The organism is Xanthomonas sp. F4, from assembly GCF_011761895.1.
This window is the reverse complement of sequence record NZ_JAASQX010000002.1, coordinates 31218-48053: the sequence shown is the minus strand read 5'-3', so window position 1 is coordinate 48053 and position 16836 is coordinate 31218. Positions and strand designations below refer to the sequence as shown.

The window sequence follows — 16836 nt, the reverse complement described above, 5'->3', positions numbered from 1 at the left end:
CCCCCAAGAAAAAAGCCCGGCAATGCCGGGCTTCTCGTTTGCGACAGTGCCGCATGGGCGGCACGTCGCGTCAGCGCATCGCCGGGGCGATCAAGCGGCGACCGTGGCGGCCACGTCCTGATAGTCCTGGATCTGATCGAAGTTCATGTAGCGATAGATCTGCTCGCCACTGGTCTTGATCACGCCCACGTCGGCCATGTACTCGTCCTTGGTCGGGATCCGGCCCAGGCGCGAGCAGATCGCCGCCAGTTCCGCCGAGCCCAGGTACACGTTGGTGTTGCGGCCCAGGCGGTTGGGGAAGTTGCGGGTGGAGGTGGAGAACACCGTGGCGCCCTCGCGCGCCTGCGCCTGGTTGCCCATGCACAGCGAGCAGCCCGGCATTTCCATGCGCGCACCGGCGGCGCCGAAGGTGCCGTAGTGGCCTTCCTTGGTCAGCTCCGAGGCGTCCATCTTGGTCGGCGGCGCGACCCACAGGCGGGTCGGGATGTCGCGCTTGCCTTCCAGCAGCTTGGCCGCGGCACGGAAGTGGCCGATGTTGGTCATGCACGAGCCGATGAACACTTCGTCGATCGTCGCGCCGGCCACGTCGGACAGGGTCTTCACGTCGTCCGGGTCATTCGGGCAGGCCACGATCGGCTCGTGGATGTCGGCCAGATCGATCTCGATCACCGCGGCGTACTCGGCATCGGCATCGGGCTCGAGCAGCTGCGGGTCGGCCAGCCACTCCTCCATCTTCTTGATCCGCCGCGCCAGCGAACGCGCGTCGGCATAGCCTTCGGCGATCATCCACTTCAGCAGGGTGATGTTGCTGGTCAGGTACTCGACGATCGGCTCCTTGTTCAGGCGCACCGTGCAACCGGCGGCCGACCGCTCGGCGGAGGCGTCAGACAGTTCGAACGCCTGCTCCACCTTCAGCTCCGGCAGGCCTTCGATCTCCAGGATGCGGCCGGAGAAGATGTTCTTCTTGCCCTGCTTGGCCACGGTCAGCAGGCCCTGCTTGATCGCGTACAGCGGGATCGCGTTGACCAGATCGCGCAGGGTCACGCCCGGCTGCATCTGCCCCTTGAAGCGCACCAGCACGCTCTCGGGCATGTCCAGCGGCATGACGCCGGTGGCGGCGGCGAAGGCGACCAGGCCGGAGCCGGCCGGGAACGAGATGCCGATCGGGAAGCGGGTGTGCGAGTCGCCGCCGGTGCCGACGGTGTCGGGCAGCAGCATGCGGTTGAGCCAGCTGTGGATGACGCCGTCGCCCGGACGCAGCGACACGCCGCCGCGGGTGGAGATGAACTCCGGCAGGGTGTGGTGGGTCTTGACGTCGACCGGCTTCGGATACGCGGCGGTGTGGCAGAACGACTGCATCACCAGATCGGCGGAGAAGCCCAGGCAGGCCAGGTCCTTCAGCTCGTCGCGGGTCATCGGGCCGGTGGTGTCCTGCGAGCCCACCGAGGTCATCTTCGGTTCGCAGTAGGTGCCCGGGCGCATGCCCTGGCCTTCCGGCAGCCCGCAGGCGCGGCCGACCATCTTCTGCGCCAGCGAGAAGCCCTTGCCGGTGTCCGGCGGGTCCATCGGCAGGCGGAACAGGTCCGAGGCCGGCAGGCCCAGGAACTCGCGCGCCTTGGCGGTCAGGCCGCGGCCGACGATCAGCGGGATGCGGCCGCCGGCGCGCACTTCGTCGAACAGCACGTCCGACTTCATCGCGAACTCGGCGATCACCTGCCCGTTCTTCAGCGCCTTGCCCTCGTACGGACGCAGCTCGACCACGTCGCCGTGCTCCATCTGCGACACGTCCAGCTCGATCGGCAGCGCGCCGGCGTCTTCCATGGTGTTGTAGAAGATCGGCGCGATCTTCGAGCCCAGGCACACGCCGCCGAAGCGCTTGTTGGGGATGTACGGGATGTCCTCGCCGGTCCACCACAGCACCGAGTTGGTCGCCGACTTGCGCGAGGAACCGGTGCCGACCACGTCGCCGACGTAGGCGACCAGATGGCCCTTGGCCTTGAGATCGGCGATGGCCTGGATCGGGCCGCGCTTGCCGTCTTCTTCCGGCTCGAACGGGGCGCCGTCGCGCTTGTTCTTGAGCATCGCCAGCGCGTGCAGCGGGATGTCGGGACGGGTGGTGGCGTCCGGCGCCGGCGACAGGTCGTCGGTGTTGGTCTCGCCCGGCACCTTGAACACGGTGATGGTCAGGCTCTGCGGCACTTCCGGCTTGCTGGTGAACCACTCGGCCTCGGCCCAGCTCTGCAGCACCGCCTTGGCGTGCGCGTTGCCGGCCTCGGCCTTCTCCTGCACGTCGTGGAAGGCGTCGAAGATCAGCAGCGTGTGCTTCAGGCCTTCGGCGGCGACTGCACCGAGTTCGGCGTTGTCCAGCAGCTCGATCAGCGGATGGATGTTGTAGCCGCCGAGCATGGTGCCCAGCAGTTCGGTGGCGCGGGTGGGCGAGATCAGCGGGGTCTTCTCGCTGCCGAAGGCGACCGCGGCCAGGTACGAGGCCTTGACCTTGGCGGCGTCGTCGACGCCCGCCGGCACGCGATGGCTCAGCAGTTCGACCAGAAACTGCTCCTCGCCGGCCGGCGGATTCTTCAGCAGTTCGATGACCTGCGCGGTCTGCTGCGCGCTCAGCGGCAGCGGCGGGATTCCGAGCGCGGCGCGCTCTGCAACGTGGTGGCGGTAGGCTTCCAACATGCGGGTTCTCCGGAAAAATACGGTGGGGATGTGCGGTAGCGGCGGCGCGGCGTCAGCCGGCAGGCTTGGGGACGATGATCTTCAGGCCCTTGAAGTAATCGCGGAAAAAACGGTCGTCGCGGGTGATCAGGCCATCGCATTGCAGCAACGCATGCGCACCGATCAGGAAATCGGCCACCACCCGCTCGCGCTTGCCGCCGCGGGCGCGGAAGCGGCGCTGCATCTCGCCGGCGCGCAAGGCCGACTTGGCCTCCAGCGCGCTGAAGCGGATGCTCATGTCCTCCAGCACCGACAAGGCCTCGGCGCCGTCGCGCAGCGCGCTGCACACTTCGGCCAGGACGATGTCGCAGACCACCACCGGGCCGGTGCTCAGGCACTGGCGCAGGCAGGCTTCGGCGGCGTCGGCCTGCGGGCCGTCGGCCAGCAGGTCCACCAGCACGGACGAGTCGATGGCGATCATGCGCCGGCGTCGGGCTCGGGTTCGAACGGATCGCCCGGGGCGCGGCCGCGGATGGCGCGCATCGCCTCGTCGGTACTGGCGAAGCCGTCGAGCTTGAAGCGGCCGCGAGCGCGCGAGATGGCATCGTCCACGCTCTTGCGCAGGATGATCCGGCCGCCGTCCAGTTCCACTTTCAGGATGGTGCCCTTGCTCAGGCCCAATGCGTCGCGCACGGCCTTGGGCAAGGTGATCTGACCGCGCTCGGCGACAGTGGCTTCCATGGGCGGGCTCCACAAGGTATGCACGAATTTTACATACTTGAAGCGTCATACTCAAGCCCGCATACAGCGCAGGTCACACCTGCCATACACACTGAATCGGTCAGAATGACCGCAGTCCCTACAGCCGCGATGCCATAGGAGTTCCGTGATGAGCGATTCCTTTTCCACCCGTGCCTCGCTCGAGGTCAACGGCCAACGCTACGCCTACTACAGCCTGCCCAAGCTCGCCGAGCGCTTCGACATTGCCCGCCTGCCCTACTCGCTGAAGATCCTGCTGGAAAACCTGTTGCGCCACGAAGACGGCGGCGTGACCGTGGGCAAGGACCACATCGAGGCAGTGGCCAAGTGGGATCCCAAGGCCGAGCCGGACACCGAGATCGCCTTCATGCCGGCGCGCGTGGTGCTGCAGGACTTCACCGGCGTACCGTGCGTGGTCGACCTGGCCGCAATGCGCGACGCGGTGGTCAAGCTCGGCGGGCGCCCGGAACAGATCAACCCGCTGATTCCCTCGGAACTGGTGATCGACCATTCGGTGCAGGTGGACGTGTTCGGCAAGCCCGACGCGCTGGACCTCAACGGCAAGATCGAATTCCAGCGCAACAAGGAGCGCTACGGCTTCCTGCGCTGGGGCCAGAAGGCGTTCGACAACTTCAAGGTGGTGCCCCCGAACACCGGCATCGTGCACCAGGTCAACCTGGAGCACCTGGCGCGGGTGGTGATGACCGGCGAACGCGACGGCGAGGCGATCGCCTACCCGGACACCGTGTTCGGCACCGACAGCCACACCACCATGATCAACGGCATCGGCGTGCTCGGCTGGGGCGTGGGCGGCATCGAGGCGGAAGCGGCGATGCTCGGCCAGCCTTCGTCGATGCTGATCCCGCAGGTGGTGGGCTTCAAGCTCACCGGCAAGCTGCCCGAAGGCGCCACCGCCACCGACCTGGTGCTGACGGTGACGCAGATGCTGCGCAAGCACGGGGTGGTCGGCAAGTTCGTCGAGTTCTTCGGCGACGGCCTGCAGCACCTGCCGCTGGCCGACCGCGCCACCATCGGCAACATGGCGCCCGAATACGGCGCGACCTGCGGCATCTTCCCGATCGACGCCGAATCGCTGACCTACCTGCGCCTGTCCGGGCGCAGCGAGGAGCAGATCGCGCTGGTCGAGGCCTACGCCAAGGCGCAGGGCCTGTGGCACGACGCCGACAGCGCGCATGCCGCATACAGCGCCACCCTGGAACTGGACATGGGCCAGGTCAAGCCCTCGCTGGCCGGCCCCAAGCGCCCGCAGGACCGCGTGCTGCTGGAAGACATGCAGCGCAACTTCCGCGACAGCCTGGTGCCGTTCGCCGACGCGCGCAGCAAGCGCCACAGCGATGCGAAACAGGAAGACCGGCTCAAGAACGAAGGCGGCGGCGGCACTGCGGTCGGCGCCCAGGCGGCGCATGCACAGGATGCCGAGGCCAGCGGCGCCGGCTGGCAGCTGCGCGACGGCGCGGTGGTGATCGCGGCGATCACCTCCTGCACCAACACCTCCAACCCGGCGGTGATGCTCGGCGCCGGCCTGCTCGCGCGCAACGCCGTGGCCAAGGGCCTGAAGGCGCAGCCGTGGGTCAAGACCTCGCTCGGGCCGGGCTCGCTGGTGGTCACCGACTACCTCAAGAAGGCCGGGGTGATGGGCGACCTGGAACAGCTCGGCTTCTACGTGGTCGGCTACGGCTGCACCACCTGCATCGGCAACTCCGGCCCGCTGCCGGACGACGTGTCCGCGGCCATCGCCCAGGACGACCTGGTGGTGGCGTCGGTGCTGTCGGGCAACCGCAACTTCGAAGGCCGCGTGCATCCGGAAGTGAAGATGAACTACCTGGCGTCGCCGCCGCTGGTGGTCGCCTACGCCATCGCCGGCACCACCGACATCGACCTGACCCGCGACCCGCTCGGCACCGGCAGCGACGGCCAGCCGGTGTACCTGCGCGACATCTGGCCGAGCAACAAGGAGATCGGCGACACCATCGCCGCCACGGTCGGCCCGGAGATGTTCAAGCAGAACTACGCCGACGTGTTCAAGGGCGACAGCCGCTGGGCCGCCATCGCCTCGCCCGACGGCGAGCTTTACGCCTGGGACGGCGCCTCCACCTACATCAAGAACCCGCCCTACTTCGACGGCATGACCATGCAGGTCGGCCGCATCGACGACGTGCACGGTGCGCGCGTGCTCGGCCTGTTCGGCGACTCGATCACCACCGACCACATCTCCCCGGCCGGCAACATCAAGAAGGACTCGCCGGCGGGCCGCTTCCTGCAGGAGCGCGGCGTGCAGCCGGCCGACTTCAACAGCTACGGCAGCCGCCGCGGCAACGACGACGTCATGGTCCGCGGCACCTTCGCCAACATCCGCATCAAGAACCTGATGTTCGGCGGCGAGGAAGGCGGCAACACCCTGTACCACCCGCCCGGCGGCGGCCAGCCGGAAAAGCTGGCGATCTACGACGCGGCGATGAAGTACAAGGCCGACGGCGTGCCGCTGGTGGTGATCGGCGGCAAGGAATACGGCACCGGCTCCTCGCGCGACTGGGCGGCCAAGGGCACCAATCTGCTCGGGGTCAAGGCGGTGATCGCCGAAAGCTTCGAACGCATCCACCGCTCCAACCTGGTCGGTATGGGCGTGCTGCCGCTGCAGTTCCTCGACGGCCAGAACGCGCAGAGCCTGGGCCTGGACGGCTCGGAAGTGTTCGAGATCACCGGCCTGCAGGACGGCGCCAGCAAGCGCGCCAAGGTTGTGGCGACCAAGGCCGACGGCAGCGCGCAGTCCTTCGAGGTGGCGGTGATGCTGCTGACCCCGAAGGAAGTGGAGTACTTCCGCCATGGCGGCCTGCTGCAGTACGTGTTGCGGCAATTGGCTGCGCGCTGACAGCCGCACGGGTTTCCCACACGGAACCCTGGCCCCCGCGCCTAGCGCGGGGGCGATGCTCGGGTACGCGAATTGACACTTGCATGCGCGCGCACTCGAGAGCAAAGGCTTTCGCCTTTCGGCGAGTTACTTTTCTTTGCTTGTGCAAAGAAAAGTAACCAAAAGAAAGCACACCCTGCCTCGCGCCCTACGCCCTACGCGCTGCGCGCTGCGCGCTCCGGGTCCGCGTCCAGCCCGGGGATCCGCGGAAGGGGCATCCTGCCCCTGCCGCGGACGGCGCACGTCCCTGTGCGCCGCCCCTTCGGGGTTTTTCCCCGTGCTGGCCGCCGCTTCGGAAGGGGACCGGTAAAAGCAACAGCAACAGCAGATAGCCTTCGGCACTCTTGCCCTACCGGCACAAAAACACGCTCGCCCACAAGGCATCCCCCGCCCCTGTTCGCCTTTCTCCCCTACGGAACGGTATGCTCCCATTACGGGATTCCGGCGGATACTGTCCGCTGCGCGCCCATCAATACATTTCCTGGAGGGGGAATATGAGTCTGGATCGTCCGTGGTTGCAGAGTTATCCGGCCGGCGTTGGCGCCGACATCGATGTCGATGAATACCGCTCCGTCGCCGCCGTCTTCGAAAGCTCCGTGGCCAAGTTCGGCGACCGCCCCGCCTATTGCAACTTCGGCAAGACCCTGACCTACCGCGAGGCCGGCGAACTGGCCCGGCAATTCGCCGGCTACCTGCTGGGCGAACTGCAGCTCAAGAAGGGCGACCGCGTCGCTCTGATGATGCCCAACTGCCTGCAGTACCCCATCGCCACCTTCGGCGTGCTGCTGGCCGGCATGACCGTGGTCAACGTCAACCCGCTGTACACCCCGCGCGAACTGCGCCACCAGTTGATCGACTCCGGTGCCAGCGCGCTGGTAGTGATCGACAACTTCGGCACCACCGTGCAGGAAGTGCTTGCCGACACACCGATCAAGCAGGTCATCACCACCGGCCTGGGCGACATGCTCGGCTTCCCCAAGGGGCCGCTGGTCAACTTCGTCCTGAAGTACGTCAAGAAACTGGTGCCGGACTACGACCTCCCCAACGCGATCCGCTTCCGCGACGCGCTGACCCTCGGCCGCCTGCACACGCTGCCGCCGATCGACATCGCGCCGGACGACATCGCCTTCCTGCAGTACACCGGCGGCACCACCGGCGTGGCCAAGGGCGCGATGCTGACCCACCGCAACCTGGTCGCCAACATGCTGCAGGCAGGCGCCTGGATCTCGGCGACCGGCAAGCTGGAGGAAGGCAAGGAAGTCATCATCACCGCGCTGCCGCTGTACCACATCTTTGCGCTGACCGCGAACGGGCTGGTCTTCATGAAGCTCGGCGGGCTCAACCACCTGATCAGCAATCCGCGCGACATGCCGGGCTTCGTCAAGGAACTGCAGAAGACCCGCTTCACCGCCTTCACCGGCGTCAACACCCTGTTCAACGGCCTGCTCAACACGCCTGGCTTCGACAAGGTGGATTTCTCCTCGCTGAAGTTCACCCTCGGCGGCGGCATGGCGGTGCAACGCGCGGTGGCCGAACGCTGGAAGCAGGTCACCGGCGTCACCCTGGTCGAGGCCTACGGCCTGACCGAGACCTCGCCGGCCGCCTGCATCAACCCGCTGACCCTGACCGAATACAACGGCGCGATCGGCCTGCCGATCCCCTCCACCGACGCCTGCGTCAAGGACGACCAGGGCCAGACCCTCGCCCATGGCGAGGTCGGTGAGCTGTGCATCCGCGGGCCGCAGGTGATGAAGGGTTACTGGCGCCGGCCGGAGGACACCGCCAGCGCCATCGATGCCGACGGCTGGCTGCACACCGGCGACATGGCGCGGATGGATCCGCAGGGCTTCTTCTATATCGTCGACCGCAAGAAGGACATGATCCTGGTGTCCGGCTTCAACGTGTATCCGAACGAGGTCGAGGACGTCATCGCGATGATGCCGGGCGTGCTGGAAGTGGCCGCGGTCGGTGTGCCGGACGAAAAATCCGGCGAGGCGGTCAAGGTGGTCATCGTCAAGAAGGACCCCAACCTGACCGCCGACGAGGTGAAGGCGCACGCCCGCGCCAACCTCACCGGCTACAAGCACCCGCGCATCGTCGAGTTCCGCAAGGAGCTGCCCAAGACCAACGTCGGGAAGATCCTGCGGCGCGAGTTGCGCGACGCACCGCCGCCGCAATAAGCAGGTCCAGCGGGCGCCCACGCGGCGCCCGTGCAGGCGCTGGCGGGGCGAGTTCCGGCCACGGCACCCGGGTGTAGCATCCGCCGGGTGGAAACGCACTCGCCCGCTGCGCCACGCCATCTCCGCGGGCGTCTTTCCGAGAGCCCGCCATGAGCACGATCGACACGCTGCCCCGTACCCGCACCTATTCCAGCATCCGCATCGATGCGGACGGCGACGACGATAGCCATTGGTTGTACATGCATGCAGGCAGTGCCGCCAAGCAGCGGCCCTGCTTCCACCCCACGTTGATGCGCGAGATGCACAGCTACCTCGCGTCCATCAGCCAGCCCGGCAACCTGGCATCGGCGCGTCTGGGCAGTCTGGTGCTGGCATCCGACGGCAGTGCGTTCAACCTGGGCGGGGATCTGGAACTGTTCGGCCACTACATCCGCCGCCGTGACCGCGCCGGCCTGATGGCCTACGCGACAAGCTGCATCGATGGCGTGCATCGTTTCCACGAAGGGCTCGGCGGCAGTTTCCGCACCATCGCCCTGCTGCAAGGCGACGCGCTCGGCGGCGGCCTGGAGATGGCGCTGTCGTGTCATCTGATCGTGGCCGAAGAGGACGTCGGCATGGGCCTGCCGGAAATCATGTTCGGCCTGTTTCCGGGCATGGGCGCGTATTCGTTCCTCAGCCGGCGCATCGCACCGCATGCCGCGGAGAAGCTCATCCTGGGAGGCCACGTCTTCAGCAGCCAGGAGATGCATGCCATGGGCATCGTCGATGTGCTGGTGCCCAAGGGTCAAGGCAAGGACGCGGTGCGCGACCTGATCCAGCGCCAGCGGCGCGCGCCGTTGGCGCATCTGGCGATGAATGCGATGCGCAACGTGGTGCAGCCGGTTGGCCGCGAAGAATTGCTGGCGGTGACGGAAATCTGGGTGGATGCCGCGCTGGCGCTGGGCGAGAAGTCGCTGCGGACGATGGATCGGCTGGTGCGCGCACAGGTCCGGCGCGCTCAAGCCGGCGTCGTTGCCGCCTGAGCATGGCGCCGCTGCCGGCAACGGGGGATGACCCGGCCCAGCGCCGGGCTTTCCTCAGCGCAGCTCGCCGTCCTGCACGGCGCTCTGCCGCGCGCGCAGATCCAGGGCTTCGCGGCCTTCGGTCAGGCTGGCGTTGAGCGCCATCAGCCGTGCCCGCCACTCGCTGCGTACCTGCCATTCCGGCATCTGCATCAACTCGCCACCGAGGCTGGCGAGCCGTACCAGGCCAAGATTGCTGGCGACGCCCTTGATCGCATGCGCGTGTTCGCGCAGGCGTTCCCAGTGCTCGGCCTCACCCGCGATCTGCATGCCACCGAGGCAGCCTTCGGCGTCGTTGAGGCATTGCGAGATGAATTCGCGTTCGAACCCGTCGCCCATGCCGAGCCCGGCGAGTTCGTCCAGGACCGACGAATCCAGCACCCCTTCGCTCGACACCGCAATCTGCCGCACGCTGCTCTCGCTGCCCGCGCGCAGGCGCCCCTCCATCGCGATATCGGAGAGCGTGTCGAGCAGACGGTTGGCCACCACCGGCTTGGCCAGGAAGGTCCGCGCACCGGCCTGCTCGCAACGCTGGATCGACTCGGGGGTGACGTCGGCGCTGAGCACCACCACCGGCGTGCGTGGCCCGCCGGCCTGCATCACCCGCAACTGTCGCAGCATGTCCAGGCCGCTCATGCCGGGCATGTGCAGGTCGACGATCACCGCATCGAATTCGCTCTCGGCCAGCGCATCCAGCACCGCCTCCGCACCGTCGACGCAAATGGCGCGATGGCCGGCCTTCTGCAGCATGCGCTGCAGCACCATGCGGTTGGCGGCATGGTCGTCGGCAACCAGGATGCGCATGCCGCGCACCCGCGCGCGGTGGCGCAGAAACGGATCGGAGAACGCGATGACGTTGCCGTTGGTATCGAACTCCTCAACTGCGGCCGGCGCGCTCGTCGCCGGCACGCCGATGTCCGTCGACGCCGGTACCGCCGCGGCCACGAACGGCAACTCGAACCAGAAGTGGCTGCCGCGCGGCACGTTTTCCTGGTAGCCGATGCTTCCCCCCATCGCCTCGACCAGGCCCTTGGCGATCGTGGTGCCGAGGCCGCTGCCTTCGTAGCGGCGCGCCAGGCCAACGTCGGCCTGTTCGAACGCTTCGAACAGACGCGGCCGCATTTCAGGCGTCACCCCGATCCCGGTGTCGACGATGTCGAAACTCAAGCGCTTCGGCTGCCCCTGCTCGTTCTTGTGCAGGCGCACCCGGATGTCCACCCGGCCGGTCTCGGTGAACTTGATGGCATTGCCGGCCAGGTTCAGCAGCACCTGGCGCAGGTGACCCGGATCGCCGGAAAGATAGTCCGGCACGTCCGGAGCGACGTCCACCTGGTAGGCCAGGCGCTTGGCCCGCACCTGCGGCTGCAGGATCAGGCTGATCCCGTCCAGGGTTTCGCGCAGCGAAAAATCGCGCTTGTCGAGCCGGAGCTTGCCGGCCTCGATCGCGGAAATGTCCAGCACTTCCTCGACCAGCGACAGCAAGCTGCGCGCAGAGGCCTGGATGGTGTTGACGCACTCGCGTTGCTCGGCGTCCAGCCGCGTCGTCGCCAGCACTTCGGTCATGCCCGACAGGCCATTCAATGGGGTGCGGAACTCATGGCTCATATTGGCCAGGAAGCGGCTCTTGGCCTCGCTGGCGCGACGCGCCTCGGCCGTCGTCGAGGTCAATTGCCGCAACAGCCCGGACAGGTACAGCGGGATGGCAGCCAGGCCGACCAGCAGGCCAATGCCCAGGCCGCGATTGGCGATCCAGTAGTCGCTGGTCATCAGCGTGATGCTGAAACTGGCCACCGCCATGGCCACGGCCAGGTACAGATAGCGGTTGCCGTAGCGCAGGCCGTTACCGATGGTGACCCACATGATGACGACGTAGATGCAGGCCATCGGTTCGCCGATGGCGCTCATCGCCATCGACATGAGTCCGTAGTCGGCGACCATGCCGATGATCCGGCGCACGTCGGAGCGCTGCGGCAGGGCCAGGATCCAGCTCATCAAGGCCAGGGCCACAGCCTGCGAGATCAGGGTCAGGCCGATGACGTAGGCGCGCTGCCGCGGAGCGATGTCCCAGGTGTGCGAGAACGACAGCTCGTACGCCAGGATCAGGGCGACCATGCAGATGCGGACGAACGCCTGCCCGTGCTCGGTATCCTTTCGCTCCGCGAACCGTTGCCGCACCCACCTGATCGCCGCGATCATGTCAGACCCCTGGTCGCGCCGAGGCGGTGGAGAATTTCTCGCAGATCACCTGCAGTTGCTCGCGACCGCGGAACAGCGCGTCCACGCAGCGCGGGTCGAACAGGCGGCCGCGCTGGGCGTAGAGGTAGGCCAGCGTCGCATCCATGGTCCATGGCTTCCTTGTAAGGGCGCGGCGAGATCAGCGCGTCGAACACGTCGGCGACCGCCACGATCCGCGCTTCCAGCGGAATCGCCTCGCCGACCAGGCCGTCCGGGTAGCCGCTGCCGTCGTAGCGCTCATGGTGGCGCAGGGCGATCAGCGCGCCGACCTGGATGAAGCGGTTCTGGCTGCCGCTTAGCAGTTCGTAGCCGATGCGCGGGTGCATGCGCATCACCGCCATCTCGTCCTCGTTGAGCTTGCCCGGCTTGAGCAGCACCGCATCGGGAATGGCGATCTTGCCCATGTCGTGCAGGCTCGCCGCCATCTCGATGACCCGCACCTCGTCCTCGGACAGGCCCAGTTGCTCGGCGATCAGCCCGGCCACGTGGGCCATGCGTTCCAGGTAGGCGCTGGTACCGACGTCGCGGTACTCGATGGCCCGCGCCAGCCGCGACAGGGTCTCGCGTTCGCGTTCCTCGACCTCGCGCATGCTGGCCAGCAGGCGCTGCTCCAGCGACATCGCGCGCTGCTTGATGTTCTCGCTCTGCAGCCGCAACTGCAGCAGGTTGTGGCAGCGCGCACGCAGTTCGCGCGGACGGATCGGCTTGACCAGGAAGTCGATCACCCCCGCCTCCAGGGCGGCTTGGCGGATCGGCTCGTCGCCGACCACGGTGATCAGGATGATCGGGATGTCGCGGTGCTTGGGCAGCCGGCGCAGGCGCCGCGCGAACTCCAGCCCGTCCATGCCCGGCATGCGGTAGTCGAGCAGCAACAGATCGACCTTGCCGGCCTCGCACCAGGCCAGCGCGGCCTGCGAATCGCCGAAATCGCGCACGGTCAGTTCCGGGGCGATGTCCTCGATGACATGCCGCAGCATCGTCCGCGCGGAGGTCTGATCGTCGACGATGACGATGTTCAAACGATTGTCGCTTCCGTCGGCCCAGTGGAGACGGTCCCCGTTCGAGGACGCGCCGGAGAGGCTCATGCTGGCATCATGCATCTGCAATCCTCCGCCCGTCGCATCTGCGCGGGCTGCTGAGACGACAACGGGAACGCGCCGCCGCGCATTCACGCCGACCCGTCCACCTCACTTCCTTTTGCGTGCAACGCCTGGTGCAAGAACCGCGCCAGCGGGGCTAGGTTAAGCCTCCGGACGCATATACGGAAACAGCAGCACGTCACGGATCGAGCTGCTGCCGGTGAGCAACATTACCAGCCGGTCGATGCCGATGCCCAGGCCGCCGGTCGGCGGCAGCCCGACTTCCAGTGCGCGGATGTAGTCGGCATCGAAATGCATCGCCTCGTCGTCTCCGCCTTCCTTCGCCGCTACCTGGGCCTGGAACCGCGCCGCCTGGTCTTCCGGGTCGTTGAGCTCGGAGAAGCCGTTGGCGATTTCCTTGCCGTTGATGAACAGCTCGAAGCGGTCGGTATAGCCCGGCTCGGTGTCGCTGGAGCGGGCCAGCGGCGAGACCTCGACCGGGTGGTCGGTGATGAAGGTGGGCTGGATCAGGGTGTGCTCGACCGTGGCCTCGAAGATCTCCAGCAGCAGTTTGCCCCAGCCGTAGGACGGCTTGGTGCGGATCTTCAACCGCTCGCAATGGCGCAGCAGGGCCTCGCGGTCGGTGCAGTCGGCGGCGCTGATCTCCGGGTTGTGGTGGCGCACCGCCTCGTCCATGCGCCAGCGGCGGAATGCCGGCGCCAGGTCGATGTCGGCCCCGTCCCAGTGCACCTGGGTAGTGCCCAACACCTCGCGGGCGACATCGCGAATGACGTTCTCGGTCAGGTCCATCACCTCGTGGTACGTGGCGTAGGCCTCGTACAGCTCCATCATGGTGAATTCCGGATTGTGCCGGGTGCTGACGCCTTCGTTGCGGAAATTACGGTTGATTTCGTAGACCCGTTCCAGGCCGCCGACCACCAGGCGCTTCAGGTACAGCTCCGGGGCCACCCGCAGGTACAGATCCAGGTCCAGCGCGTTGTGGTGGGTGGTGAACGGCTTGGCCGTGGCGCCGCCGGGGATGTAGTGCATCATCGGCGTCTCCACTTCCAGGAAGCGGCGCGCGTCCAGCCAGGCGCGCATGGCGCGGATGATCTTGGAGCGCTTGACGAACACCTCGCGCGCCTCCGGCGACACGATCAGGTCGACGTAGCGCTGGCGATAGCGCTGCTCCACGTCCGACAGGCCGTGCCACTTGTCCGGCAGCGGCCGCAGGGCCTTGGTCAGCAGCCGCAGGCCGGTGGCCTTGATCGACAACTCGCCGGTCTTGGTGCGGGTCAGCCCGCCCTCCACACCGATGATGTCGCCGATGTCCCAGCCCTTGAAGGCGTCGTAGGCCTCGCCCAGGGCGTTGGCCTGCAGGAACAGCTGGATGCGCCCGGACTCGTCCTGCAACTGCACGAAGCTGGCCTTGCCCATCACCCGCTTGGCCAGCAGGCGCCCGGCCAGGCGCAGGCTGCGGCCCTGGGCCTCCAGCGCCTCGGCGGTCCAGCGCTCGGTGTCGGCGAACTCGGCCTGCAGATCGCCGGCGAAGTCGCTGCGGCGGAAATCGTTCGGATAGGCCACGCCCTGCGCGCGCAGCGCGGCGAGTTTGGCGCGCCGTTCGGCGATGAGGCTGTTCTCGTCGACAGCAAGGGACGGCGCGGGGGTCTGCTCGGTCATGGGATGGGGGATGCGTGAGGAAGGGAAAGAATGCACCAGCCGGCGGGCCGTGTGCCGCCGCACGGCCTCCGTCGCCAGGACGGAGGCCGCCGGTTCAGGCGTCGCTGCGTTTGGAGCCGACTTCCAGGCCAGACTTGAGGCTGGCCTCGACGAACTCGTCCAGGTCGCCGTCAAGCACCTTCTGGGTGTCCGAGCGCTCCACGCCGGTGCGCAGGTCCTTGATCCGGCTCTGGTCGAGCACGTAGTTGCGGATCTGGCTGCCCCAGCCGATGTCGGACTTGGTCGCCTCCACCGCGTCGCGTTCGGCGTTGCGCTTCTGGATCTCCAGCTCGTACAGCTTGGCGGCCAGCATCTTCATCGCATTGTCGCGGTTCTGGTGCTGGCTGCGCCCGGTCTGGCAGGCCACCACGATGCCGGTGGGCACGTGGGTGATGCGCACCGCCGACTCGGTCTTGTTGACGTGCTGGCCGCCGGCGCCGGAGGACCGGTACACGTCGGTCTTGAGGTCGGCCGGATTGATGTCGATGTCGATGTTGTCGTCCACTTCCGGCGACACGAACACCGAGGTGAAGCTGGTATGACGGCGGTTGTCCGAGTCGAACGGCGACTTGCGCACCAGCCGGTGCACGCCGGTCTCGGTCTTCAGCCAGCCGTAGGCGAAGTCGCCTTCCACGCGCAGCGTGGCCGACTTGATCCCGGCCACTTCGCCGCCGGAGACTTCCATCAGCTCGGTCTTCCAGCCGCGCGATTCGCACCAGCGCAGGTACATGCGCAGCAGGATCTCGGCCCAGTCCTGGGCCTCGGTGCCGCCAGCGCCGGCCTGGATGTCGACGAAGGCGTTGCTGGCGTCCATCTGCCCGGAGAACATGCGCTGGAATTCCAGCTTCTCCACCTGCGCCTGGAAGCGGTCGACGTCGGCCAGCACCGCCTGCGCGGTGGCCTCGTCGTTCTCGCTCTCGGCCAGTTCCAGGAATTCCAGCGATTCGTTCAGCCCATCGAGCACGCTGGCGATGCCGCCGACGGTCTTCTCCAGGCCGGCGCGTTCGCGGCCCAGGCCCTGGGCGCGCTCGGGGTCGTTCCAGACGTCAGGGCTTTCCAGCTCGCGGGTGACTTCCTCTAGACGCTCCTTCTTGGCGTCGTAGTCAAAGAAACCCCCGTAGCGACAGCACCCGATCGGACAGATCGGCGATGCGGTGGCGAATCGGATTGAGTTCGATCATTGCGGCTTTTTCCGGCAGACAAGAGCGCGATTCTAGCAATTCCGGCCGCCGCGCCACAGCGCCGCCGGCCTACTCGACGGTGGCGGCCTCGCCCTCGCCGGCCGCCACGCGCAGCGCGGCGCGGTAGCGGCGGCTGCACGGCACTTGGCTGCCGTCGCGCAGATGCACCCGCGCCTCGCCCGCCTCCAGCGGCTCGATCGAGACCACGCTGGCCAGGTTGACGATGTAGCTGCGGTGGATGCGCACGAACCGCGCCGGGTCCAGCCTTGCCTCGATCGCGGCCATGGTGCTGCGCAACGGATAGTCGTGGCCGCGCACGCGCAGGTTGACGTAGTTACCCGAGGCCTGCAGCCATTCGATGTCGGCCGCGGCGACCAGGAAGTCGCGGCCCAGCTTGCGCACCAGGAAGCGCTCCGGCCGCTCCAGCGAGCCCATCGGCGGGCCGGCGTCGGGCGCGCCGAGCAGCGCCGCCTCGCCCTGCCAGCGCCGCAGCAGGAACCGGTACATCTCCACGCACAGCGCGATCGAGGCCAGGCTACGCACGTCCTTGAGGTATTCGTAGACCAGCCCCTGCGGCCACGGGCCGAAATCGTAGTGCTGGCCCTGCAGGCGGTAGACCAGGCTGCGCAGGGCGACCATCCCCACCACGTGCAACACCGACAGCGCCACGCTGCCCAGCAGATAACCCGGCAACCGGCGTCGCCAGGGGTCCCAGTGCAACGGGGTAGCGTCGGGTCAGCACCACCACCAGCGGCACGATCAGCAGGAACATCAGGTTGCTGGACCACTCCCAGACCACCGGCTCCCACGCGGCGAAGTGCAGCCCGGTGTTGCGGATGTCGATCAGCACCGTGACGCTGTTGGCGGTGGCGTTGATCAGGGTGAGCGCGACCCAGAAGCCGATCTCGAAGCTGCGGCGCCAGGGCTGAAAACGGGAGTAGGCGCTGGCGCCGGACGGATCGGACATCGCCAAAGTGTAGCGCGCAGACCCTGCAAGCCTCATCTGGGATGTCAAAAAAGAAAGGCGGGCGC

10 protein-coding genes and 2 pseudogenes are annotated in these 16836 nt (G+C 67.3%); 4 read left to right on the top strand and 8 right to left on the bottom strand.

Going from position 1 to position 16836, the window contains the following annotated elements; translation table 11 throughout:
- Window positions 1-90: 90 nt before the first annotated feature.
- The 3 genes from acnB to FHR66_RS08155 are packed head-to-tail and all read right to left on the bottom strand — an operon-like array spanning window position 91 to window position 3402.
- A complete protein-coding gene (gene acnB / locus FHR66_RS08165) occupies window positions 91-2682 on the bottom strand; it encodes a bifunctional aconitate hydratase 2/2-methylisocitrate dehydratase (RefSeq protein ID WP_160967773.1) in 2592 nt (863 codons plus the stop codon).
- Between the two features lie 52 nt (window positions 2683-2734).
- Entirely contained in the window at window positions 2735-3142 is a 408-nt protein-coding gene (locus tag FHR66_RS08160; protein WP_019798091.1) for a type II toxin-antitoxin system VapC family toxin, read from the bottom strand.
- The gene (locus FHR66_RS08155) at window positions 3139-3402 is read right to left on the bottom strand and encodes an AbrB/MazE/SpoVT family DNA-binding domain-containing protein (RefSeq protein WP_010343322.1); all 264 of its coding nucleotides are present in this window, start codon (window positions 3400-3402) and stop codon (window positions 3139-3141) included. Before FHR66_RS08155 ends, FHR66_RS08160 begins: the two co-directional genes overlap by 4 nt.
- A gap of 148 nt (window positions 3403-3550) precedes the next feature.
- On the opposite strand from FHR66_RS08155, the gene acnA reads away from it, so the two are divergent.
- The 3 genes from acnA to FHR66_RS08140 all read left to right on the top strand — a co-directional run bounded on the left by acnA (window position 3551) and on the right by FHR66_RS08140 (window position 9551).
- On the top strand, window positions 3551-6310 hold the full coding sequence (gene acnA, locus FHR66_RS08150; RefSeq protein WP_160967771.1) for an aconitate hydratase AcnA: 2760 nt from the start codon (window positions 3551-3553) through the stop codon (window positions 6308-6310).
- 533 nt (window positions 6311-6843) lie between these two features.
- A complete protein-coding gene (locus FHR66_RS08145) occupies window positions 6844-8529 on the top strand; it encodes a long-chain fatty acid--CoA ligase (RefSeq protein WP_160967769.1) in 1686 nt (561 codons plus the stop codon).
- A 149-nt stretch (window positions 8530-8678) separates the two neighbouring features.
- Window positions 8679-9551 (top strand): crotonase/enoyl-CoA hydratase family protein, encoded by an 873-nt coding sequence (locus FHR66_RS08140; RefSeq protein WP_160967767.1) that lies wholly within the window; start codon window positions 8679-8681, stop codon window positions 9549-9551.
- Between the two features lie 54 nt (window positions 9552-9605).
- Here the strand turns inward: FHR66_RS08140 and FHR66_RS08135 are convergent, their stop codons facing one another.
- From FHR66_RS08135 to FHR66_RS08115, 5 genes and pseudogenes are all read right to left on the bottom strand, one after another.
- The gene (locus FHR66_RS08135; protein ID WP_160967765.1) at window positions 9606-11786 is read right to left on the bottom strand and encodes an ATP-binding protein; all 2181 of its coding nucleotides are present in this window, start codon (window positions 11784-11786) and stop codon (window positions 9606-9608) included.
- A gap of 1 nt (window position 11787) precedes the next feature.
- Window positions 11788-12925: pseudogene (locus tag FHR66_RS08130) on the bottom strand (HD domain-containing phosphohydrolase).
- Between the two features lie 141 nt (window positions 12926-13066).
- Window positions 13067-14584, bottom strand: a complete 1518-nt coding sequence (gene lysS, locus FHR66_RS08125) for a lysine--tRNA ligase (protein WP_160967763.1) — start codon at window positions 14582-14584, stop codon at window positions 13067-13069.
- Between the two features lie 94 nt (window positions 14585-14678).
- Window positions 14679-15804 (bottom strand): peptide chain release factor 2 gene (gene prfB / locus FHR66_RS08120; RefSeq protein WP_160967761.1). Its coding sequence is split into 2 segments (ribosomal slippage): window positions 14679-15728 and window positions 15730-15804, totalling 1125 coding nucleotides; the frame shifts between segments, so codons are not numbered across the junction.
- 69 nt (window positions 15805-15873) lie between these two features.
- A pseudogene (locus tag FHR66_RS08115) lies at window positions 15874-16648 on the bottom strand (LytTR family DNA-binding domain-containing protein).
- Between FHR66_RS08115 and FHR66_RS21065 the strand changes: the two are divergent.
- On the top strand, window positions 16581-16733 hold the full coding sequence (locus FHR66_RS21065) for a hypothetical protein (RefSeq protein WP_237475348.1): 153 nt from the start codon (window positions 16581-16583) through the stop codon (window positions 16731-16733). The pseudogene FHR66_RS08115 and the gene FHR66_RS21065 sit on opposite strands and share 68 nt — an antisense overlap.
- Window positions 16734-16836 lie beyond the last annotated feature (103 nt).